Here is a 19857-nt window from a genome sequence, read left to right on the forward strand (position 1 = left end):
TTCATTCTAAAGATAATTCTATCTCTTTAAAATCATTTCCAGATGTACAATCTATTATTTTTATCCCATCTACATATTTATGATTTAACTTATCATCATATATTTCTTTATAATATCTAAGTTTATTATCTAAGTTTGTATTTTGAATAATTATTACTTCTTCACTTGGATATCCTGTTATAGCTATTTTTAAACCGATATATTTTTTATCTAATAACTTTGCTTCAAAAAAAGATTTTCTCTAGATTAATCATATCCATTTTTTATTCTCCTTTGTTTTAAATCTAAAAAAGACTAAGTAGGGGTAACTTAGCCTTTTTAAAGGGGGATACATATTATTTAAGAGCAAGTTCTAGGAATCGAACCTAGACTAAACACCAGCACCTGCATGATGAGTGCGGTTACCAAGCCCCACTCTTTCAGACAATTGAATTAAATTCCGTTTTAATCCAATATATCTACATATAGTGTATTAATAAAACCTTTTGAACATAGTTAGAATTGAACTAACAGCGTCCTCACGCCCTGCCTAGTCTGTTCATAGTGACTAGGGCAATCCCTTAACCCTAGCCTAATATATATTTAGTTTTGAGAGGGAAATCTTTCATTTCCACAATATTATTATCTCATGTTTCAAGACTTCATGTCGGACATAAAACGGACATAACTTCTTATTGTATTTCTAATAAATTGAATATTGGTTCTTGCTCTGTAAGTGCTTGTCTGCCAAACATAGCTATTGAAATAGATGCTATAGCTATATCCCTTCTTCTTCTTAATTGTCTTTCTTCCATAAACAATTTATCTGATATTTGAAACCATTCAAATTTATTTATATATCTAAATTTTATTATTTCTCTTTCCACATATCTTAAATTATTTATAGCTATATCCAAAGTTTTTTTTATTGCCATCATTGTGTATAATTCAATTTCCTTTTCAGTTTTTTTATCTTCAATAGAAACTAATTTATCCTCAATTTTGTTATTTATATTATAAGTTTTACTTGTAGGAATGCTATCATAGCTTATTGCCTTAGTTAAATCTCCAACAGAACATTTATCTAAATTATAAATATCCCCTTTCAGTTTGTTTATATTAGCATCCATTTGATTATATTCTTCAAGAAACTTCTTAGTTGCATTAAAAAACTCTTTTTTAGTTTTAGACATACTCACACACTCCTATCAATTATTTATGTTATAATAATGTTGTAATGACAGTTTTAGATTTTTGACAACTGGAGTGTGGGAGCACTCCTTCTTCTTTTTTCTTAACTTACTATTGATAATTGACTGTTTAATAATCTTATTTCTTCCTCAAACACTATAGGTAATTTATAATTATCTACAATCTCTAATACTTTTTCTAACTGACAACGCTTTATAGCCTTATAACTATCTACCCCAAACTCTCGTTTAATTTGATGGTATATATCACTATAAACTTTACCTCTTAGAGACTTATTTTTATAAGCCCTACTGCCATGACCTCCAAGTGATTTTGTTGCTACTCTCTTAACTTCTTTAACAATACACTCACACTCAATGTTAAAAAGTGGTGCATCATCCATGAAATTCTCTAATTTCTCATTAACACTCTCTATTTTAGTTTCTAAGACTTCCTGTTTCTTATCTAGCATAAATATAGCTTGTAACTCCTTTGATGCACTTAAAAGAGGATTATTTAATTCTTTTCTCATAGAGAAGTCTCCATCAACTATTTTCTCGTATTGTTCCCAAGCCTTGTCGTCTTCCAGTATCTTTAGTAGTTTTGAATAACCTCTCTCAGATAACAAGTAAATGTTATTTGCATTTGCATAAGATTGATTAGAGTAACCCATTTCTAAACTCAGTGATTTTAAATCACTCACTTTTAAATCTAATATATCTATCATATCTTTAAATCTTTTTCTATTATTATTTATATTTTTATTTATCTCCTTCAGTTCTCTATTATGTATCTCAGCTATATTCTTTATTTAGCTTTTTCACATTTTTATGAAAAACTAAGGACCTAATCTAACAAACGAATTTTTCCATTGGTTAAATAACATCTTCCAATACAACTTCAATCCTTGGCTTATCACTATAATACTTACTAGCTACTACCTCAACTATCTGTGTATCATCCTTATACGCTATCTCATTAAGTGCATCAGCCACAATCTTAACAACATTATCAATATCTGGTTTCTTACTAGGTCTTAACACATTATTTCTTTTCTGCTCTTTAACCTTTTTACTGTTACTTTTAGCTATAGAATAACAGCACCTTAAAGTCATTTTTATATAACCTGTAAAATGATACTTAACTTTAGATTGATATAGCCACTTTATAAGATTCTCATAATTTTTAGTTTTCTGTGGAGTATGAGTTCTTTTAGTAGCCGAATTAAATCTTGGTCTCTCTTTGCCAACTGGTTCTCCATCTATTACAAGAAAAACTTTCATTACTCTCTCCTATTATTTAAATAAACTAAGTTGCTTATTAGTTTCAAAATTGGTCCACAATACTTCTTTTCTTAATCTGCCTTGTTCTGCGTATGCCCTAAATTCTAATTTGTTCCAACTTTTAAGCATACAATTATACAAGTTAGAATCATATCCACTTATTATTGCAGGACCAGCGTGATTTAAAAGCACTTTTAATAATTTTTCATGTTCTTCTGTTTCCATTTCGATATTGTACATTTTCTGACTTCTTGTTTTTAGCAGATAAGGAGGGTCTGCATATATTAAAGAATCGCTTTTGTTATATTTTTTTATTAAGTCTATAGCATCTCTGTTTTCTATTTCTGCATCTTTTAATCTTATAGCTGTATTTAAAATATAATCAGGTAAATCATTCCACTTACCTATAACTTTTTGAAAATTAGTTTTACTTAGTTTAGGTCCTGCATGTCTCCACCCAGTCTTATATTTTTGTAGCCCACCTCGAGACATATTAGTTCTTACTATAAATTTTCTAGCTTTTTCTATATCATTATCAGTTTCCTTAAAATTGCAATTGCTTATATACTCATCTCTTGCATATGGAGTAAAGTATATAGCATTTGCTAATTCAACTGGCTTATCTCTTATACATTTGAATAAGTTTACAATCTGTCCATCTGCATCATTCAATATCTCTGTGTTACATATTTCTTTATTAAAAAATACCGCTCCACTTCCAAAAAAAGGTTCTAAGTATATATTATGTTTTGGAAGTATACTTATTATGTTATGTGTCACACTCCATTTCCCACCTGGCCAATTCAAAACCTTATTCATTTTTTCACCTTCTTAGCCTTCTTCCTACATTCTTTACAACAATAAACACCCTTAGATTTTTCATCAAGATAAAATAACTTACCACACCAACTACATCTTATTCGTTTCATAAACTCACTCCCTAGTCACAAAACATTTATTTTATTCCTAAAACAACATATCCATTTTGAAGATAATCGCTATTATCAAGTACATAAGTAATTTCTTTTCGTGTCTCAAGACCTGTATATTCCTTTCCATCAAACTCCTGTAGTACCAACAAATCACCTTTTTTAAAGTTTCTATCATTCTTTCTAACCTCAAAAGTTTTGTTCCCATTTACAACTTCTTTAAAATATTGGGGTAGTATTTTTAATTCATGTATCATACAATCACCTCTTTATAAGTCAAAGTAAGTCTATAGACTTTTAGTTTCATTCACAAACTTACCTTGACTATTTATTTTACAATTATTTAGTTGGAACTGCATTATCCTCTATTTCCCAAAGATGAAAGCAATTTTCATGTAAATTTATATATTCTTCTTTTGGTGGTAATATCTGTACTATAGTCTTATTTGGTTTCATTAATTTATATCTAACATACTTAATTTCATTCCAATTAGGAAATCTTTTTTCATTTGATATAGTTAGATGCTCTTTTCCATTTTCAACTGAATATATAACATTGCTCCCAGTATCCATATTATATATTTTCACATTTTTAGCCCCTAATCTTTCAAGCGATTCTTTTGCAAGAATGGACCTATCATTTTTATTCTCAACTAATAACATTTTATTCCCTCCAAATTTTATAAATAATTTTCTGCTTCCTTCTTCAACCATATTTTATGTGCTGTATCACAATCTTTACTTTCACAATCTCTCTTATTATTTTTACAGCTTTTACAAATTTCTTTACTAAATTGCTGATAACTTTCTTTCTCTGTGATATTCTTTGACTGGCACATTTCTTTGCTACCATATGTGCAGTGAATTCTTTTATTTTCTAACAACAATCCCATTTGCCATCTTAGTATATATTCAGACATTTGTTCCACCCTCTATCTTAATAATTTTCTCTATTTGTCAAGTTATAATCATCCGAACTATTGCCTAAATCTAAAATTATTTTTGAACCATGAGCAAATATTTTAAATAATAAATCTCCAAAACCATCAAATCCACTTATTATATCCTTAGATGATATTTCTCTATTTTCGTGTCTATATGATGCAATAGTTCCGTCTTCTCTCAATAGTATGGAGTGCTCGCATCTGTATTTACTTTTATTTGGTTCTTTATCAATTTTAATCCACCCTGAACCATATTTATTTTCATCAAGAATAAATGTTATGCAATCTTCATCACCTTCATATTCATTAATATCATATTTATCCATTTTTAACATTTTCAACAATTCGCTCATTTTGTATTCTTTTTCAGCACCTACAAGCATGTTATCTAAATTTCTTTTTAAGTGTTCAATAGCTTCTACCTTCATTGTCATATCAATCTTTTCTTTTACTGTAGTTGCTACAAGCACATTATATTTTTGTATATCTAATTTATCTAAATTTATATTTATATTTTCACTTAGATGTTTTTCAATCTTTTTACTAAAATCACCCCAATTTCCAAAACCTCATTCACAACTCTTTTTATCGTTTCTTCTAATTGTTTTTTAACTGTTTCCTCTACAAATCCACTTTCTTCTAATTCCGCTAGTGCATCATTCATAATTTTATTTAAATCCATTATATTATTCCCCTCTCTATTTTCATTTTTAAGAGTCATAAAACACTTAAACAATATTTATATTAAGATAAATTTTGCAACTCTCTAAACTGTTTTTGTTAGATATTTTCACTTATATTTCTTCTAACATTTCCTCGAGTTTATTTTTTAATAAATCATATTTTTCTTTAGTTTCTAAATCTAATATTCTAACTCTTCCTTGCTCTGCTATAATAGCCATATTTGAACTTTCACATATCATCTGTATATAATTTACAGAAGCATTTATCATTTCTAATCTATCATTCATTATTAAACCCTCTCATGTTATCACAATTTTCACACTCTTTTAGATTCAATCTATACTCATAAATCCTGCCTACTACAATGCCTATCCCTAACAACATTAACCCTCCTAAGATATTCATTTTTCAACACCTTCTCTATTTTTATAATATTTTCTTCTTCTATCTAAAATGTTTTTGTAACACTTTTTATCACATGTATCAATTTCTTTTGAGCAATACTCGCATAACTCATTAGACTGTATAAATTTCCTCATACTTTCACATTTTTCACAGTTTTTAGCTCTCAGATGATTCTCATAAATCCTACCAGCTATAAAACTTCCTACTATAAGTATTAAACCACCTAAGATATTCATTTTTCTAACATCCCCTCATATTCGTATCTACTTAATATTTTTATAGCTATATCAATAGCTTTATTTACAGAACACTTTTTCTTTTTTATTATCTTTTCTGCTAATTTAATTACTTGTTCTACATTTGCTAATACCATCTGTCACTCCTATATTTCATTCCATCTTAGTTTTGCGTACTTAATATCATATTTACCTTCATATAACGTATTTTTATTCAAACAATAACTAATTGTAGTAGGTGAACATTTAAGTATTTTAGATAATTGAGACATATTCCCTAGTCCAATTCTTCTGTTTGTATTTATATCAACAATTTCTACATTCTTCTTTTTAATTCTTTCCTCTACAAAACTCAATACTGCATCTTCAAACTCAAAATAATGTTCATCATTTTTAAAACCTTTTCTTCTATAAACCTGTGATTTTATAAAATACTCTAAATCACTACCCCATACCATTCCTTCATTTACTAATTGATAAGCTATTTCAGAAGCTCTCTGTCTAGCTGTTTTACTCAACATTTCCTTAACCCCTATTCAACTGGCATTTCAAACACTTTTTCTTTGTAATACCTAACTCCATCTTTATTTATAATGTCAAACTTAGTTGCTGCAATAATAGCATCCTGTATTTCATTTAATACTTCAAAAGCCCTTTTTTCATCCTCATACTTGCCTATTTCTTTAAAATTATCTATATCTCCAAACATTGCATATATATATTCCTTATCAACATTTATCCAATTAGCTTTTACTAAATCAGTTTTATCTTGGCTTCTAATTATTATCATTCCCAATACCCCCATCATCACATTTTCTTAATAATTCTTCTAAGCAACTCTTACATATAGTAATTACAAATTCTCTGCCATACAAATCCATGACCTTAGCATTTGTAAATTTATCATCGTAACTGTCAACTAAAAACTCTCCACAAACGCTACATATAGCTGTTCTGCTCATTCCTATCCCTCCAACACTTTAGGCTTTCTTATCTTTTCTAACATCTCAGGATTTTCGTATATATTTCCAATAATCTTAAAATTAATGACGTGGCCAGCTAAGCTTTTTTTAGATAAAGAAATTTTTTCTTCCAATAAATCATTTGTAGCAATAAATCTACCATCTAAAAACTTAACCTCACATAAAAATTTAAATTCACGTATTAAATCATTACACAAAACAATATCACCCTCATACATTTTTCTTTCGCTGCAATCTTTCAAATCTGCATAATTATACATTTCCTTGCAATTTTTATTCCATTCTCTGAATTTTAATTCCATCTTTTATCCCTCCAATTTTTAACTTCTAGGAAGTTAATAGTTATATTAACTTCCTAATAATTTCTATATTTTTAATCGCAGAAAGTTTTATTGCAATGTGGGCATCCAGTTATAAGTTCTTTACCAGCTATATTAGCATATCCTTTTGAGTTTCTAGTTTCTTTAAAAAACCTTATCTCATAGTTTTGATAAATATTTCTCCCACATCTACAAATCCCATCCTTTGGTGCAAAATGAGGGTAATCTTTTTTCTTTGCAAGTTCTTTTTGTGACTTTATACATTTTGCTATTTCTTTATCCGTTATTTTTACTAATTCATTCATATTATTTACCTCCAATATTTTTAACTTCTAGGAAGTAATATTGTATAATTACTCCCTAGATTATTTAACTCAACTGAACTTCTCCTTCTGACTTTTCTTAATAATCTCGTCTAGCTCATCACTGGTATATTGAGTAAATGTTTCATCAAAGTTTCTAAATTTATTCTTATTAACTTGCTCGATATCCTTCTCTATAAAGTTTCTATTATCTCTATAAATTTTTTCTAGGAAACTGAATGCTTCACCCTTTTTCTCTATAAATATATCTACTGCTTTTGATAGTCTATTTTCATCCCAAACAGATACTTTCTTTTGCATATTATTACTTAACTTTAAATGTGTATTTTCTTCAATCATTTCTTTATTTTTATTCACTACAACACTTGTCTGTGTAGTATAGTTACAGGGTATAGTAGAAGGATATAGTAGATTAGTTTTTCGTTCCGGATTTATATCCGTTTGGGTCGGATTTATATCCGAAGGGTACGGATTTATATCCGAGCAGTCGGATTTATTTCCGACCTGTTGATAACTATCACTAATCAACTCTATGTACCTATATCCTAATTTGTAGTAACTCCATGTACCACCTTGCTTTAATGTAGCATGCTCTAATATACCTATTTTATCTAGCTTTTTGAGTACTCTATAAATAGTGTCATGCTTCTCTGTATAAAGAATTGGTAGCTCTTTAATAACTCCAGAATAATCAACCCAATAATATTCAATTCCATTAATAAGTTTTCTTGTCATCCTGCCACTACCTAGAAAATCTACAAACCATCTCAATATAAGTAAATCCTTTGTGTTTAATCCTAATTCTACTGCCTTTTTCTGACTGAATCCTAATATTGTATATTTCAAGGTGACTCACCTACTTAATCAACATTTATAGCCTCTTCTAAATTTACTTGACTACCTACATCTTCTATATCTTCTTTTACTTCAAAATCAACTTCTAAGTTATCACTTTCATCTATAACTAAGCTCATATCCTCATCTATTTCAGTTTTTATTGTCTCATCACCTACCATAGCCTTTTGCAACTCTATACTAAGTGGTGCATATTTTAATAACTGTTTTATAACTGTCTTTTTTGCCATTGAATCAAAATCGGTTTGCCATGGTCCACTACTGTAACTTTTACTTTTATTCTTAGCAAACTCTATGATTTCATCTTTAGTCATAAAAGAGAAACTATGTCCTCCTGTATCCAAATGATATACTGCATAATATCCAATTATTTCCCCTCTATCACCGTTTAGCTTAGGTTCATGAACTAAATCTTGATGAAGACCATATTTAATCTCAAACTTGTCATTCTCTCTTATTTTATGAGCATATATAGTTTTTATCTTTCCACTTCTTTGTGCTAATTCTAGAAGACCTTTGTATCCAATTTGGAATTGTACCTTCTTTCCGTATGGTATCAAATATGCTTGACCCAAAGGTGTATTAGGTTCAAGTCCTAATTGAGCTGATTCCATCATTGCTGCTATAAAACTCATAGGTTCACATGATTGTAATCTTGGATTGTTACTAAAAGCTGTTAGAGCAACTCTTTGAAATCTCTCACTTGAAATCATGCTAGGCAATGCTTTTTTTATCTGACCTGCCATCTTATTCATAAGTTGTTCCATACCTTTACTTGGGCTTGCCTTAACTGTGTTTGTTCCTGTAACTTTCTTTTCTAAAGCTCCTTTTGCTTTTTCACTAGCCATATGTATTACCCCCTATTTTATTTTGAATGTTCTGTATGAACTTATATTTGTATATTTTTCTGCTATATCAGGCATTTCTTCTTTTAATCTTTTTGTATCAATGGACCTTTTAGTGGTTCCTTTCCAAGTTATCATTCTTCCGTCTAATGTAGCTAACTCATACTCTTTCATTTCACTTTGTATCTCCTGCTCTATTAGTTGTTTCTCTCCTTTTAATTCCTTCATTTGAGAAACTATATCATCATATCTTTTTAACTTTGAAATACCATCTTCAAGTAGATTAAGTTCTATTTTCTCTTTAACTGAGTTTTTATATCTTGCCTTTAGAAATTCGCTATAAGCATCTGAACCATCAGGAATTGGTAAAATATCTTTTAATACATTCTTTTCCCAGAACTCAGACTCTATCTTCATTAGATTTTCAATTACTTCTTCATCTCTATTTATCTTGTGCCATACAAACTTTTCATTTCCAAGAAGTGCTGCTATATAACAATGTGTAGCTCCTGTGACAGCCATATAGTGTAAACATTGTATTTCATAATGAAGTGGAACTCCATTTTCCCATTCTTTTATAGAAAAACTATTTGTTGTCTTACATTCTAGAAAAGCTTTTTCTCCCACTATAGCTCTGTCTATATTAGCTATTGCAAAAGGATACTTTTCATTTTTCAACATTCCGTTTACATTACGGACCTTAAGACCAGTTTCTTCTGTAAAAAGTTCTGCAACTAATCCTTCTAATCTATTGCCTAATTCCATTCTGAAACTTTTAGTTTCTATTGGTATTTCTTCTTTCTTTTCTATATATACTTGAACAGAAGTTTTCCAGGGATTTAATCCTGCTACTGCTGACGCATCGCTACCTCCTATTCCTAATTGTCTATTTTTAAGCCAATCAGTTTTATCTATATTTTTAGTATCAGTTACTACAAAAGCATCTAAATATTTTCTACGACTTGAATTTTTATTCATTTTATGGTATCCTCCTAAGTAATCGTTTTTTAGTTGTGTTGGTTACTTCGACCAGCACTTTTTTTATTGAAATAATTCTACTAAATATATTGCAAATAAACCTACTATTGTTAAAGCTGTCATTTTATTTCCTCCTAAGGTAAAACTTTAATCTTATAATAGTTATCTTGAATATCTTCTACTGTTAATGCTTGATACTCAATACAACCCATCTCTTTATCAAGATAAGCTAAGTTTAATTCATTTTCAGTTGCTACAACTATAATGCAATCTCTTTCGCCTTCATATAATGAATTTATTCTTATTGTTTTACCTACTTCAAGATTTTCTAAATTAAAAGTAATTTTTAAAACTTCCATGTTTAATCCCCCTTAAAGTTCAAGTCCTCTTTGCTTACATTCTTCCATATATGCTACACACTCTGCATAAAATCGTGGTGTAGGCACTCTTTTATGTTTTTTACAGAATCTTAGAAACCATCTTAGAGTCAATTAAATCACCTCCTCTCTAGCTTTTTTATTTGATTGTTTCTTATATAAAAATCGTTCTTCTAAGTAAGTCTTTGGAACTTTTCCTGCAAAAGTATAGTATCCTTTTTTCTGTAATTCTTTGTTTAAATCTCTTATTATTCTATATGCTGTGCTTTCAGCTACATCTAAAAGTTGCATCACTTCTTCGACTCTGTAATATCCCGAATTATTTGCTTTTTTAGCCAACTATCTCACTCCTTTTTAAGAATATTCTGTATTTAATTTTTATCAAGAAAGTTATAAAATAGTGCATCAAGCATGTATAATAAGTGATTATCTTTATCTATTGTCAATACTTCCTTATCTTCTATGTAAAACTTAATTAAATCTTCATCTAAACAGTGAGTAATACAAGAATTATCTTCTCCATTTATTAACATTCCAACTTCTTTCAATATCCCTTGTTTATTTTTAATATGAACCTCTGCTATTTCATCAAGAGTACTTTTTATACCATAAAATATATCTTCGTTCATTGTCTTTACCTCCATAATTTTTAATTTTAAAAGTTCTAACTTAACATTGATATTTGTTTGCTACTTTTAAATTTATTAATGAAATAAACCTGACCCTTTCCAGTGATTTTTGGTGTTTTAGTTACACTTATGTATCCATTTGGATGAACTCTTGTACCTTCTTTAGTTTCTATAACTCCCAAATTCACGCTTTTTTGAGTTGGTGTATTATAATCCTCACCTTTGCGTTTTATTAAGTACCCATTATCTCTTAACCATGCAAACAATCTTTTTTCTCCTGTATTAATTCCGTTTTGTTTAAGTAACTTTGCTAGTTCTCCAACTAGGATTGAATTGTCAGAAGATGCTACCGAATCAGCAAAAAGTACTTTTGGTTGTTGTAACTGAATTACCTTATCTTTTTCCTCTATTTCTCTACTTTTCTTTTCTATTGTCTTTTGAGCTACTTGTAATGCTCTTGCCATTATTTCATCATCTGACATATCTTCTGTTGTATGTATATATCCACCAGTTTTACGTATTTCTTTTAATATCTTTTTAACTTCTTTTTTAAATTGTTTTGCGATTGGTTTTCTACTTTGCATTAAAACCTCATACAATCCATCTTCTGTTAAAAATAATTTATTTCCACCACTATTACTATTTGTAATAGTCATTTTTTCTTCTTCATCTATACTCATTAGCATTTTAGAAGTATTATAGTATCCTTCACTTGTCTTACTGTAATCTATCCATTCAGCTACATCCCTAGCTAAAAATAGCGGATTTTCTAAAGTTCCATAAACTCTAAATTCTTTACCTAATAATTCTTGTTCTTTAATTGTTTGTAAATTATTCATATCTAAAGCTCCTTTCTTGTAATCTGAGTCCTTTTATGCTATTATTCATTAAAGAGTTTTTCACAATCAGTGTTTAAAATTCTAGCTATCTTTAAAGCTGTACGAATGTTTGGGAGACGTTCGCCAGCTTCATAATATTGATAGCTTCTCTCTGTTATTTTAGCTTTTTTTGCAACCTCTAATTGAGTTAAGCCAACTTTTTCACGTTGTAATTTTAAATTATTATTTATTTTCACCCTCTCCTTTTTATTTAACACGCCAATATTGTTCGTGCTATGTTTTATATATTACACGCTAATATTGTTCGTGTCAAGAAATTTATTTATTTTTTTATTGGAGCGTGTAGTTATGACTAAATTCAAAGATAATATTAAGCTAGTAAGAAAGCAAATGAATATGACTCAAAAGCAATTTGCTAGTTTGTTTGGTATCTCAGAACGTGCATATCAGTATTATGAGTCTGGTTCAAGAGAACCAAATATAGAAACTTTAATATTAATTTCTAATAAACTTAATGTTTCTACAGATTTTTTGTTAGGTCTTTCACCTAACCAAAATAGAAATTAAGATTCAACTTCCGTCTGCTATATGGCAGGCGTATTGTTGTTTGCTCTATTTGCATCTAATCACCTCTTTTTGAATATTTATATAAGCACTTTCTATGAAAAAATATTGACTCCTCAAATTTGATGAGTCCTCTAAAATCTTCTTGTATTCTCTTATATCTCTTAACAAATTATCATGCTTCTTTTCTATTAATTCTGCAACTTCTCTACTCTCAACTAAAAATTGATTATTTTGATTAATTATTGTTAAATTATTCATGTTTATCTAACTCCTTTTTATTCACATTTTGCGAATTATTTATTTAAAAAAATATCTCTCAAATCTGTATTAAAAAAATCTGATATTTTTATTGCTTCACTTACTGTGAATCGCCTATCGCCATTTTCTTTACTTGAGTAAGTACTGGGATTCATTCCTAATATTTTTGCTAAATCTCTTTGTCTCAATCCTTGTCTTACTCTAAGAGATTTCAATATATAATTTTTCAATATATATCACTCCTTTTATTCTCAATTTGAAGTTTCTATATTTATATAATATACTCCGTTTTGTGAATTGTCAACACGTTTTTTGTTTTTTTCTTCCTTTTTGCGAATTAAAATCACAAAACGCGTATTTTGTAGTAGAATAAGAGTAATTACATTCGTTATAGTTTTTAAGAGGGGGACAATTGCAATGTATAAAGATGAAAGCAATATATTTTCTAAAAGATTAAGAGAAGAGAGAGAAGAACTCGGATTAATGCAAAAAGAGATGGCTAATAAATTAAGTTTACCAGCAAATACTTATAACGGATATGAAACTGGTAAAAGAAGCCCAGCGCTTGATGTTGTGAGACATATAGCTGATACTTTAGATATATCAACTGACTATTTATTAGGTAGAACTAATATCAAGATTAATATTTCTAATATCACAGAAAAGGAACTTATTCAAAAATTAAATCCATCTGATGATATGAGAGAAATACTTAATATTTTTAGTGAACTTGATGATGATTCTAAAAATAAAGCTTTAAAGATAGCAAAACTTTTTTTGGAGGAGCAAAATACTAAAAATAAAGAATAAGCATAAAAATATATAAAAAAAGAGGATTCAATCCTCTTTTTTTATATGCTTAAACTCTGACTTTATTTCTTCTTTACAATTATAAAATTTAGCTTCATCAATAGTCTCTAACATTTTCATAATTTCATAAAATGCCAACATTTTAGAACAATCTGAATCTCCCACTTGCGTCACCCTCTTATAATTTATAATATTTATTCCTTACCCCTTAAATATGTAAAATATTTAGCCAATCACCTTCTTTTTATAATATTATATTTTATATCCCTTTTCAGAACTTATGTTCGTAAAAAATGGTATAAAAATTCCTTAACTTATAGACTTGATGTATTTATTTCAACAAATATAATATTTAAAATTTCTAAAATTTTCTTTGTAAATATATTATATATAAATTTATATTATCTTGCAACTTGACTAATATAGAGATTTTAGTTTTGATTTTAAAAATTCACTTCTATTTTTTTATTTCTAGTATTTTAGACTATCTGTATATTTCTATTTTTAGTTAGTCACCTAGCTTTATTTTTCATAACTTTAATTTTTATTTTTTTATTGCATTTTTTACATTATTCTTAGATTTAATTTACAAATTATTTACTTTATACTTATAAGCTTTTAAATAAAATTTATTCTTTCTTTAAATTCTAGCATCTCAGCACTATTCTTATAGTGCTTTTAATGTGCTTTTCTTACTTACATTTTAACACATTTTTCCACCAAAAAATGTTCTAATGAGGAACATTTATTACAATAAATTACACAAACTATTAATTATAAAAATAATCAAAAAATAATTAAAAGGTGGATTTTAATAAATGTTGAAAAAATTAAGAAAAAAGAAAAGAATGACGCAATTAGAACTAGCAGAAAGAATGGGTCGTAATAGAAGTTATATATCAAAATTGGAAAATGGAGAATATAAGGATATAGGAATATCTACAATATTAGATTTATCTATAGCACTAGAAGAAGATTTTACTGAATTATGTAAATATTATAAACTTCAAGAAATAAAAAGAAGAAAAAAACAAAACAACTAGTTAGAATATATATATATAGCATGTTATAATTGTAATATTAAGATAACATAATTGAGGGGGTGTCTAAAATTCCTGCTTACAAAGATGAAGAAAGAAAAACGTGGTTTGTTAGCTTTTACTTTACAGACTTTCATGGGGAAAAGAGGAAAAAAACTAAACGGGGTTTTAAAACAAAAAAAGAAGCTCTAGAGTTTGAAAGGGAATTTTTAAATAAATCTAAAATGAGTACTGATATGACTTTCAAGAGTCTTACAGAGGAATACATGCACGATATGTCTTCAAGGTTGAAACTCTCTACGCTAGATAATAAAAAGTATTTAATAAACCTAAAAATTTTACCTTTTTTTGAAAAAGTAAAAATAAATGAGATTACTCCTGCTCATGTGAGAAAGTGGCAAAATGAATTATTAAAAAGCGATTATAGCCAAACGTACATAAAAACAATAAATAATCAGCTCGTTGCTATACTAAATTATGCAGTTAAATATTATAATTTACCTTCCAACCCTGCTCACCTTGCAGGAAGCGTTGGCAAAAAAAATGCTGATGAAATGCAGTTTTGGACTTTGGACGAATTTAGAAAATTTATGGAATTTGAAAATAAATCAGAACCTCGATTGGCTTTTGAAATTTTATTTTGGACAGGACTGAGGCTAGGCGAATTAATGGCTCTTACTCCAAAAGATGTGTTTGAAAACAAAATAAATATTGATAAAAGTTATATAAAATTAAATGGAGAGGAAATTATTTCTTATCCTAAAACACCTAAAAGCAAACGCATTGTCCCTATCCCACATTTCTTATATAATAATATAAAAGACTATTTATCTAAACTATATGATTTAAAAGAAGATGAAAGAATATTTAAATTTGCTAAAAGCTATCTTTCTAAAGAATTAGATAGATGTTGTAAGTTGTCTAACATAAAAAGAATTAGAGTGCATGACTTGCGACACTCTCATGCTTCACTATTAGTAAACATGGATATAAATATATTAACTATAGCTGAGCGACTTGGACATGAAAAAGCAGAAACAACTTGGAATACATATTCTCATTTATATCCGAATAAACAGCTTGAAGTTGCACAAAAACTAGATAATTTAAATATATAGTATCATTTTAGTATCACAATCAAATTTCAAAAAGTCACAAACCTTGAAAATACAAGGTTTATGACTTTTTTGTTTACTATTCCCATTCTATTGTTCCAGGTGGTTTAGAAGTTATATCATAAACTACTCTATTTACTCCATCAACTTCATTAATTATTCTATTAGAAATTTTTTCTAACACATCATAAGGCATCTTATACCAGTCAGAAGTCATTCCATCAGAAGAAGTAACTGCTCTTAAACCAACTAAATAAGCATATGTTCTTTCATCTCCCATAACTCCAACAGTCTTAACATCTGGTAATGTTGCAAAAGCTTGCCATATTTCTCTATATAAACCAGCTTTTCTAAGCTCGTCCATATAAACAGCATCTGCTTCTCTTAATATATCACATTTTTCTTTAGTTACATCACCTATAACTCTTATTCCAAGACCTGGCCCTGGGAAAGGATGTCTAAATATTAATCCTTCTTCTATACCAAGTTCTAATCCTATTTTTCTAACTTCATCCTTAAATAGTTCTCTTAATGGCTCAACTATTTCTTGGAAATCCACATCTTCAGGAATTCCACCAACATTATGGTGAGATTTTATAGTAGCAGCACCATTTCCATGTCCACTTTCTATAACATCTGGATAAATTGTTCCTTGAACTAAGAAATCCATTTTTCCTAATTTATTTGATTCTTCTTCAAATACTCTTATAAATTCTTCACCAATTATCTTTCTCTTAGCTTCTGGCTCAGAAATTCCTTTTAGTTTAGATAAGAATCTATCTTCTGCATTAACTCTTATTAAATTTATATCGAATTTCTCTCTAAATATTCTTTCTACATCGTCACCTTCATTTTTTCTAAGTAAACCATGGTCAACAAATATACAAGTCAAGTTATCTCCAATTGCTCTATGAATAAGAACTGCAGCAACAGAAGAGTCAACACCTCCACTTAAAGCACATAAAGCTTTTTTGTCACCTATTTTTTCTTTTAATTCTTTTATTTTATCTTCTATGAATGAATCTGTAGTCCAGTCACCTTTTACTTCACATACATTGTATAAGAAATTTTTAAGTATCTTATCTCCCTCTAAACAATGTTCTACTTCTGGATGGAATTGAACTCCATATAGTTTTTGTTCTACATTTTCCATAGCCGCTACTGGACAATCTTTAGTATTTGCAACTATAGTAAATCCTTCTGGAGCCTTTTCTATTAAATCAGTATGACTCATCCAAACACTATTTGTAGTAATCCCTTCAAATAATGATGATTTTCCATAAGTTATAGATGTTTTTCCATATTCTTTTTCTTGTTTATTGCCTTTTCTTACAACTCCACCTAATACATGAGACATTATTTGAACTCCATAACATATACCAAGTATTGGTACTCCTAGTTCAAATATTTCTTTTGATATTGTTGGAGAATCTTCTAAGTATGCACTATTTGGCCCACCTGTAAATATTATCCCTTTAGGATTTTTTGCTTTTATTCTTTCTATGCTTGCAGTACATGGAAGTATTTCACAATATACGTTGTTTTCTCTAACTCTTCTAGCTATTAACTGATTATATTGACCTCCAAAATCTATTACAAGTACTAATTCATGTTTCATAAATTTCCATCTCTCCTTGTATAATATAGTTTTTATATATATTTATTTTAACACAATACAGTCTAAATTATATTAAATCTTTTTACACAAAAAACCTGTATAGTAACTTCCATAATTTCTAGCAAAAGTGAAATTACTATACAGGCTTCCAAAATGCCCCTTATCTTATAGCCAACATATAGGGAGTATAACTCAGCCTACACATTTACTTAACTAGGTCTTTTGGTATAATAATTTCACTCATAGTCAAGATATTTACGGTATCTTGGTAGAGACTCTCAGACCATATCTCTGAGCATATACGAGTGAGTTTATATTTTATATATTTTTTTCTGTTTGCTTTTATTTATTAAAGCTGAGTATTAATTTATCAAAATTTATTACTTATGTCAATAAGTTTTCACTAAATTCTTCTTTTATTCTAAAATTTATATCAGCAAACACTTTTTTTATAGGAATATCTTCATTTTTTGCTATAGTTTTACATTCATCATATTCTGGAGTAGCTTTAACTAATTTATCTTTGTAATACCCTAGTTTTATTGTAACTAATCCATATTTTGTGTCTAATTTTACAAACTTTCTATCTAAAATTTCTCTGTTGTAAGAATTATATCGTACTCCAAAAGTGCTAGTTTCTAAAAGCAATATTTCAATAAATTTTTCTAAATCTACTTTATTACATAAAATCGATATTTTTGTTGCAGGTCTATTCTTTTTCATATAAATGCTTTCTGTATAAATATCTAACGCTTTCTCGTCTAATATTTTTTCATACAAATAAGAATATACTTCTGAAGACATATCATCGATATTTGCACTAATTTCATAGATTAATTCTTCTTTTTTTTTTCTCCTAATACTGTTCTTAACATATTAGGTACTTCAAATTTCTTATGACCTATTCCATATCCAATTTTTATTGGAGAAAACTCAAAATCCTCTACAAATTCATCACACAGAACTTTTATTATTGCAGCTCCTGTTGGAGTCGTACATTCTCCTTTTACATTATTTAATTTGATTGGTACACCTTTTAATATTTCCATAGTTGCAGGTGCAGGTACAGGCATGACTCCATGGTCACATTTTACAAATCCTGAACCAACAGATACTGTACTAGAATAAATCTTATCTATACAAAGTAAATCAACTAATATAGATGCTCCTACAATATCTACAATTGAATCTATAGCTCCTACCTCATGGAAGTGTATCTTATCTATTGTAGTTCCATGAACCTTTGCTTCTGCTTCTCCAATTACCATAAATATTTTTTTAGCATTAGATTTTACATTTTCATTTAAATCACTTTCATCTATAATTTCAAATATATCCACTAAATTCCTGTGCATATGTGTTTCTTTCGTAATTACTTTTACTGTTATACCTGATATTCCACTTTCATTTTTTGAGCTTATATTTATATTAAATTCATCGCTCATTTTTAGTTTATGAATTTCCTCCAAAAAAATTTCCTCAGGTACACCTAAATTTAATAAGCTTGCAAGGGTCATATCCCCTGATATACCACTTACTATATCAAAATAAAGTATTTTTTCACTCATATATTTCTCCTCAGTTTTAATAATGAAAAATCTAATAAACATTAGATTAACATCGTATAATTTATGTTTAATTTATATCAATATACCTATTATAATTTATTTATCATAGCTGCCAAATATCCTGCTCCAAAACCATTATCAATATTTACAACAGATATTCCAGATGCACAACTATTTAACATAGCCAATAATGCTGCTAATCCTCCAAAATTGGCTCCATATCCAACAGATGTTGGTACAGCTATTACTGGAACATCAACTAGGCCTCCAATTACACTTGCAAGTGCACCTTCCATTCCTGCAACAGCTACTACTACTCTAGCACTATCTATTTTGTGTCTTTTATTTAAAAGTCTATGTATACCAGCCACTCCAACATCATATATTCTATCAACATCATTACCTAAAAATTTAGCTGTATAATATGCTTCATCTGCTACTGGTATATCAGAAGTTCCTCCTGTTGCAATTACAATTTTGCCTTTTCCAATATTCTCTATAGCATGATTTTGAATTTTAAGAATTTTAGATAATTCTTCGTATTCAGCATGACTATAAATTTCTTTAACTTTTAAAAATGTTTCTTTTCTACATCTTGTCCCCAATATATTAGAACCTTTTTGATTCATTTTATCAATAATTCCTAAAATATGTTCATCACTTTTACCTTCACAATAAATTACTTCTGGATATCCATTTCTTAATTCTCTATGATGGTCTATATTGGCATATCCAAGGTCTTCATAGGGTAAATCTTTTAATTGTTCTAATGCAACATCTATATCAATGTTTTCATTTTTAACCTGTTCAAGCAATTTTCTTAAGTCCATATTATCGCATCCTTTTAAACTTTGATTTATTCTCTATCAACAATTATACCTTAATTAATATATATCTAACATCATAACCTAAAAAATAACAATACAACTTCAAAGATATTATTATAATCCAGATACTAATTATCCAGATATATATATTAAAATTGTAAATACACAAAAAAATTAAATATATACAAAAGAACTATTTCAACTTAGATACTAAAATCTAAGTCAAAATAGTTCTATATCTTAAAATTTATATT

32 protein-coding genes, 3 pseudogenes and 1 riboswitch are annotated in these 19857 nt (G+C 28.4%); of the genes and pseudogenes, 4 read left to right on the plus strand and 31 right to left on the minus strand.

Translation table 11 applies throughout. The features are described from left to right. Window positions 1-671 precede the first annotated feature (671 nt). The 24 genes and pseudogenes from JJC01_19210 to JJC01_19325 form a co-directional block, all read right to left on the minus strand. Complete coding sequence (locus tag JJC01_19210) at window positions 672-1172, minus strand: hypothetical protein (protein ID UDN58257.1); 501 nt, start codon at window positions 1170-1172, stop codon at window positions 672-674. A gap of 101 nt (window positions 1173-1273) precedes the next feature. After that, complete coding sequence (locus tag JJC01_19215; protein UDN60220.1) at window positions 1274-1981, minus strand: ORF6C domain-containing protein; 708 nt, start codon at window positions 1979-1981, stop codon at window positions 1274-1276. Between the two features lie 64 nt (window positions 1982-2045). Continuing rightward, the gene (locus JJC01_19220; GenBank protein ID UDN58258.1) at window positions 2046-2453 is read right to left on the minus strand and encodes a RusA family crossover junction endodeoxyribonuclease; all 408 of its coding nucleotides are present in this window, start codon (window positions 2451-2453) and stop codon (window positions 2046-2048) included. 12 nt (window positions 2454-2465) lie between these two features. Continuing rightward, complete coding sequence (locus JJC01_19225) at window positions 2466-3272, minus strand: DNA adenine methylase (GenBank protein UDN58259.1); 807 nt, start codon at window positions 3270-3272, stop codon at window positions 2466-2468. Window positions 3273-3408: 136 nt separating this feature from the next. Next, window positions 3409-3639 carry a DUF3850 domain-containing protein gene (locus JJC01_19230; GenBank protein ID UDN58260.1) on the minus strand — a complete coding sequence of 77 codons (231 nt, stop codon included), beginning with the start codon at window positions 3637-3639 and terminating at the stop codon, window positions 3409-3411. 82 nt (window positions 3640-3721) lie between these two features. After that, window positions 3722-4045 carry a DUF1827 family protein gene (locus tag JJC01_19235; protein ID UDN58261.1) on the minus strand — a complete coding sequence of 108 codons (324 nt, stop codon included), beginning with the start codon at window positions 4043-4045 and terminating at the stop codon, window positions 3722-3724. Between the two features lie 17 nt (window positions 4046-4062). Then, window positions 4063-4275 (minus strand): hypothetical protein, encoded by a 213-nt coding sequence (locus JJC01_19240; GenBank protein UDN60221.1) that lies wholly within the window; start codon window positions 4273-4275, stop codon window positions 4063-4065. Window positions 4276-4319: 44 nt separating this feature from the next. Further along, window positions 4320-5008, minus strand: a pseudogene (locus JJC01_19245) (hypothetical protein). 112 nt (window positions 5009-5120) lie between these two features. Further along, complete coding sequence (locus JJC01_19250) at window positions 5121-5297, minus strand: hypothetical protein (protein UDN58262.1); 177 nt, start codon at window positions 5295-5297, stop codon at window positions 5121-5123. 114 nt (window positions 5298-5411) lie between these two features. Next, entirely contained in the window at window positions 5412-5651 is a 240-nt protein-coding gene (locus JJC01_19255) for a hypothetical protein (GenBank protein ID UDN60231.1), read from the minus strand. After that, the gene (locus tag JJC01_19260; protein UDN58263.1) at window positions 5648-5788 is read right to left on the minus strand and encodes a hypothetical protein; all 141 of its coding nucleotides are present in this window, start codon (window positions 5786-5788) and stop codon (window positions 5648-5650) included. Before JJC01_19260 ends, JJC01_19255 begins: the two co-directional genes overlap by 4 nt. Before the next feature lie 9 nt (window positions 5789-5797). Then, window positions 5798-6172: a hypothetical protein gene (locus JJC01_19265; GenBank protein UDN58264.1), complete on the minus strand. Its 375-nt coding sequence runs from the start codon at window positions 6170-6172 to the stop codon at window positions 5798-5800. A gap of 11 nt (window positions 6173-6183) precedes the next feature. Next, on the minus strand, window positions 6184-6441 hold the full coding sequence (locus JJC01_19270) for a hypothetical protein (GenBank protein ID UDN58265.1): 258 nt from the start codon (window positions 6439-6441) through the stop codon (window positions 6184-6186). Beyond that, window positions 6428-6613 carry a hypothetical protein gene (locus tag JJC01_19275; protein UDN58266.1) on the minus strand — a complete coding sequence of 62 codons (186 nt, stop codon included), beginning with the start codon at window positions 6611-6613 and terminating at the stop codon, window positions 6428-6430. The genes JJC01_19270 and JJC01_19275 overlap by 14 nt, the downstream gene beginning before the upstream one ends. A gap of 2 nt (window positions 6614-6615) precedes the next feature. Continuing rightward, window positions 6616-6936: a hypothetical protein gene (locus JJC01_19280; protein UDN58267.1), complete on the minus strand. Its 321-nt coding sequence runs from the start codon at window positions 6934-6936 to the stop codon at window positions 6616-6618. Window positions 6937-7007: 71 nt separating this feature from the next. Next, a complete protein-coding gene (locus tag JJC01_19285; protein ID UDN58268.1) occupies window positions 7008-7259 on the minus strand; it encodes a hypothetical protein in 252 nt (83 codons plus the stop codon). 69 nt (window positions 7260-7328) lie between these two features. Then, window positions 7329-7427 (minus strand): annotated as a pseudogene (locus JJC01_19290) (replication protein). Window positions 7428-8137: 710 nt separating this feature from the next. Then, window positions 8138-8980 carry a recombinase RecT gene (locus JJC01_19295; protein ID UDN58269.1) on the minus strand — a complete coding sequence of 281 codons (843 nt, stop codon included), beginning with the start codon at window positions 8978-8980 and terminating at the stop codon, window positions 8138-8140. Between the two features lie 12 nt (window positions 8981-8992). After that, on the minus strand, window positions 8993-9955 hold the full coding sequence (locus tag JJC01_19300; protein ID UDN58270.1) for a YqaJ viral recombinase family protein: 963 nt from the start codon (window positions 9953-9955) through the stop codon (window positions 8993-8995). A gap of 134 nt (window positions 9956-10089) precedes the next feature. After that, the gene (locus JJC01_19305; protein ID UDN58271.1) at window positions 10090-10314 is read right to left on the minus strand and encodes a hypothetical protein; all 225 of its coding nucleotides are present in this window, start codon (window positions 10312-10314) and stop codon (window positions 10090-10092) included. Between the two features lie 132 nt (window positions 10315-10446). Then, window positions 10447-10671, minus strand: coding sequence for a DeoR family transcriptional regulator (locus JJC01_19310; GenBank protein UDN58272.1), 225 nt, complete (start codon window positions 10669-10671; stop codon window positions 10447-10449). 32 nt (window positions 10672-10703) lie between these two features. Beyond that, a complete protein-coding gene (locus JJC01_19315) occupies window positions 10704-10961 on the minus strand; it encodes a hypothetical protein (protein UDN58273.1) in 258 nt (85 codons plus the stop codon). A gap of 35 nt (window positions 10962-10996) precedes the next feature. Beyond that, a complete protein-coding gene (locus JJC01_19320) occupies window positions 10997-11800 on the minus strand; it encodes a phage antirepressor KilAC domain-containing protein (protein ID UDN58274.1) in 804 nt (267 codons plus the stop codon). 41 nt (window positions 11801-11841) lie between these two features. Next, window positions 11842-12036 carry a helix-turn-helix transcriptional regulator gene (locus tag JJC01_19325; GenBank protein ID UDN58275.1) on the minus strand — a complete coding sequence of 65 codons (195 nt, stop codon included), beginning with the start codon at window positions 12034-12036 and terminating at the stop codon, window positions 11842-11844. Between the two features lie 112 nt (window positions 12037-12148). On the opposite strand from JJC01_19325, the gene JJC01_19330 reads away from it, so the two are divergent. Then, complete coding sequence (locus JJC01_19330; protein UDN58276.1) at window positions 12149-12367, plus strand: helix-turn-helix transcriptional regulator; 219 nt, start codon at window positions 12149-12151, stop codon at window positions 12365-12367. A 60-nt stretch (window positions 12368-12427) separates the two neighbouring features. Here JJC01_19330 and JJC01_19335 read toward each other — a convergent pair. Continuing rightward, window positions 12428-12625, minus strand: a pseudogene (locus tag JJC01_19335) (Rha family transcriptional regulator). Window positions 12626-12660: 35 nt separating this feature from the next. After that, window positions 12661-12855, minus strand: coding sequence for a helix-turn-helix transcriptional regulator (locus JJC01_19340; protein ID UDN58277.1), 195 nt, complete (start codon window positions 12853-12855; stop codon window positions 12661-12663). 187 nt (window positions 12856-13042) lie between these two features. On the opposite strand from JJC01_19340, the gene JJC01_19345 reads away from it, so the two are divergent. Continuing rightward, a complete protein-coding gene (locus tag JJC01_19345) occupies window positions 13043-13435 on the plus strand; it encodes a helix-turn-helix transcriptional regulator (GenBank protein ID UDN58278.1) in 393 nt (130 codons plus the stop codon). Between the two features lie 27 nt (window positions 13436-13462). On the opposite strand, the gene JJC01_19350 is transcribed toward JJC01_19345, so the two are convergent. Next, the gene (locus JJC01_19350) at window positions 13463-13600 is read right to left on the minus strand and encodes a hypothetical protein (protein UDN58279.1); all 138 of its coding nucleotides are present in this window, start codon (window positions 13598-13600) and stop codon (window positions 13463-13465) included. A gap of 653 nt (window positions 13601-14253) precedes the next feature. Between JJC01_19350 and JJC01_19355 the strand changes: the two genes are divergently transcribed. Next, complete coding sequence (locus JJC01_19355; GenBank protein UDN58280.1) at window positions 14254-14478, plus strand: helix-turn-helix transcriptional regulator; 225 nt, start codon at window positions 14254-14256, stop codon at window positions 14476-14478. Between the two features lie 68 nt (window positions 14479-14546). Further along, the gene (locus JJC01_19360) at window positions 14547-15593 is read left to right on the plus strand and encodes a site-specific integrase (GenBank protein ID UDN60222.1); all 1047 of its coding nucleotides are present in this window, start codon (window positions 14547-14549) and stop codon (window positions 15591-15593) included. Window positions 15594-15669: 76 nt separating this feature from the next. Here JJC01_19360 and guaA read toward each other — a convergent pair whose 3' ends face one another. The 4 genes from guaA to larB form a co-directional block, all read right to left on the minus strand. Further along, window positions 15670-17208, minus strand: coding sequence for a glutamine-hydrolyzing GMP synthase (gene guaA, locus JJC01_19365; protein ID UDN58281.1), 1539 nt, complete (start codon window positions 17206-17208; stop codon window positions 15670-15672). Between the two features lie 223 nt (window positions 17209-17431). Beyond that, window positions 17432-17533, minus strand: a riboswitch (purine riboswitch). 59 nt (window positions 17534-17592) lie between these two features. Further along, the gene (locus JJC01_19370) at window positions 17593-18012 is read right to left on the minus strand and encodes a DUF111 family protein (GenBank protein ID UDN58282.1); all 420 of its coding nucleotides are present in this window, start codon (window positions 18010-18012) and stop codon (window positions 17593-17595) included. A gap of 29 nt (window positions 18013-18041) precedes the next feature. Beyond that, window positions 18042-18776 (minus strand): nickel pincer cofactor biosynthesis protein LarC, encoded by a 735-nt coding sequence (gene larC / locus JJC01_19375; protein ID UDN58283.1) that lies wholly within the window; start codon window positions 18774-18776, stop codon window positions 18042-18044. 89 nt (window positions 18777-18865) lie between these two features. After that, a complete protein-coding gene (gene larB, locus JJC01_19380) occupies window positions 18866-19606 on the minus strand; it encodes a nickel pincer cofactor biosynthesis protein LarB (protein UDN58284.1) in 741 nt (246 codons plus the stop codon). Between the last annotated feature and the right edge of the window lie 251 nt (window positions 19607-19857).

This window comes from Clostridioides sp. ES-S-0010-02 (genome assembly GCA_020641055.1).
Classification (GTDB): Bacteria; Bacillota; Clostridia; order Peptostreptococcales; family Peptostreptococcaceae; genus Clostridioides.

Coding starts and splice junctions, on each gene's coding strand:
- JJC01_19345 (UDN58278.1), top strand. CDS start 13,043: ATGTATAAAGATGAAAGCAATATATTTTCTAAAAGATTAAGAGAAGAG.
- JJC01_19330 (UDN58276.1), top strand. CDS start 12,149: ATGACTAAATTCAAAGATAATATTAAGCTAGTAAGAAAGCAAATGAAT.
- JJC01_19370 (UDN58282.1), bottom strand. CDS start 18,012: ATGTCTTCAGAAGTATATTCTTATTTGTATGAAAAAATATTAGACGAG.
- larB (UDN58284.1), bottom strand. CDS start 19,606: ATGGACTTAAGAAAATTGCTTGAACAGGTTAAAAATGAAAACATTGAT.
- JJC01_19265 (UDN58264.1), bottom strand. CDS start 6,172: ATGTTGAGTAAAACAGCTAGACAGAGAGCTTCTGAAATAGCTTATCAA.
- JJC01_19250 (UDN58262.1), bottom strand. CDS start 5,297: ATGAATGATAGATTAGAAATGATAAATGCTTCTGTAAATTATATACAG.
- JJC01_19315 (UDN58273.1), bottom strand. CDS start 10,961: ATGAACGAAGATATATTTTATGGTATAAAAAGTACTCTTGATGAAATA.
- JJC01_19235 (UDN58261.1), bottom strand. CDS start 4,045: ATGTTATTAGTTGAGAATAAAAATGATAGGTCCATTCTTGCAAAAGAA.
- guaA (UDN58281.1), bottom strand. CDS start 17,208: ATGAAACATGAATTAGTACTTGTAATAGATTTTGGAGGTCAATATAAT.
- JJC01_19300 (UDN58270.1), bottom strand. CDS start 9,955: ATGAATAAAAATTCAAGTCGTAGAAAATATTTAGATGCTTTTGTAGTA.
- JJC01_19285 (UDN58268.1), bottom strand. CDS start 7,259: ATGAATGAATTAGTAAAAATAACGGATAAAGAAATAGCAAAATGTATA.
- JJC01_19275 (UDN58266.1), bottom strand. CDS start 6,613: ATGAGCAGAACAGCTATATGTAGCGTTTGTGGAGAGTTTTTAGTTGAC.
- JJC01_19320 (UDN58274.1), bottom strand. CDS start 11,800: ATGAATAATTTACAAACAATTAAAGAACAAGAATTATTAGGTAAAGAA.
- JJC01_19255 (UDN60231.1), bottom strand. CDS start 5,651: ATGAATATCTTAGGTGGTTTAATACTTATAGTAGGAAGTTTTATAGCT.
- JJC01_19280 (UDN58267.1), bottom strand. CDS start 6,936: ATGGAATTAAAATTCAGAGAATGGAATAAAAATTGCAAGGAAATGTAT.
- JJC01_19240 (UDN60221.1), bottom strand. CDS start 4,275: ATGGGATTGTTGTTAGAAAATAAAAGAATTCACTGCACATATGGTAGC.
- JJC01_19230 (UDN58260.1), bottom strand. CDS start 3,639: ATGATACATGAATTAAAAATACTACCCCAATATTTTAAAGAAGTTGTA.
- JJC01_19260 (UDN58263.1), bottom strand. CDS start 5,788: ATGGTATTAGCAAATGTAGAACAAGTAATTAAATTAGCAGAAAAGATA.
- JJC01_19210 (UDN58257.1), bottom strand. CDS start 1,172: ATGTCTAAAACTAAAAAAGAGTTTTTTAATGCAACTAAGAAGTTTCTT.
- JJC01_19305 (UDN58271.1), bottom strand. CDS start 10,314: ATGGAAGTTTTAAAAATTACTTTTAATTTAGAAAATCTTGAAGTAGGT.
- JJC01_19270 (UDN58265.1), bottom strand. CDS start 6,441: ATGATAATAATTAGAAGCCAAGATAAAACTGATTTAGTAAAAGCTAAT.
- JJC01_19225 (UDN58259.1), bottom strand. CDS start 3,272: ATGAATAAGGTTTTGAATTGGCCAGGTGGGAAATGGAGTGTGACACAT.
- larC (UDN58283.1), bottom strand. CDS start 18,776: ATGAGTGAAAAAATACTTTATTTTGATATAGTAAGTGGTATATCAGGG.
- JJC01_19220 (UDN58258.1), bottom strand. CDS start 2,453: ATGAAAGTTTTTCTTGTAATAGATGGAGAACCAGTTGGCAAAGAGAGA.
- JJC01_19295 (UDN58269.1), bottom strand. CDS start 8,980: ATGGCTAGTGAAAAAGCAAAAGGAGCTTTAGAAAAGAAAGTTACAGGA.
- JJC01_19355 (UDN58280.1), top strand. CDS start 14,254: ATGTTGAAAAAATTAAGAAAAAAGAAAAGAATGACGCAATTAGAACTA.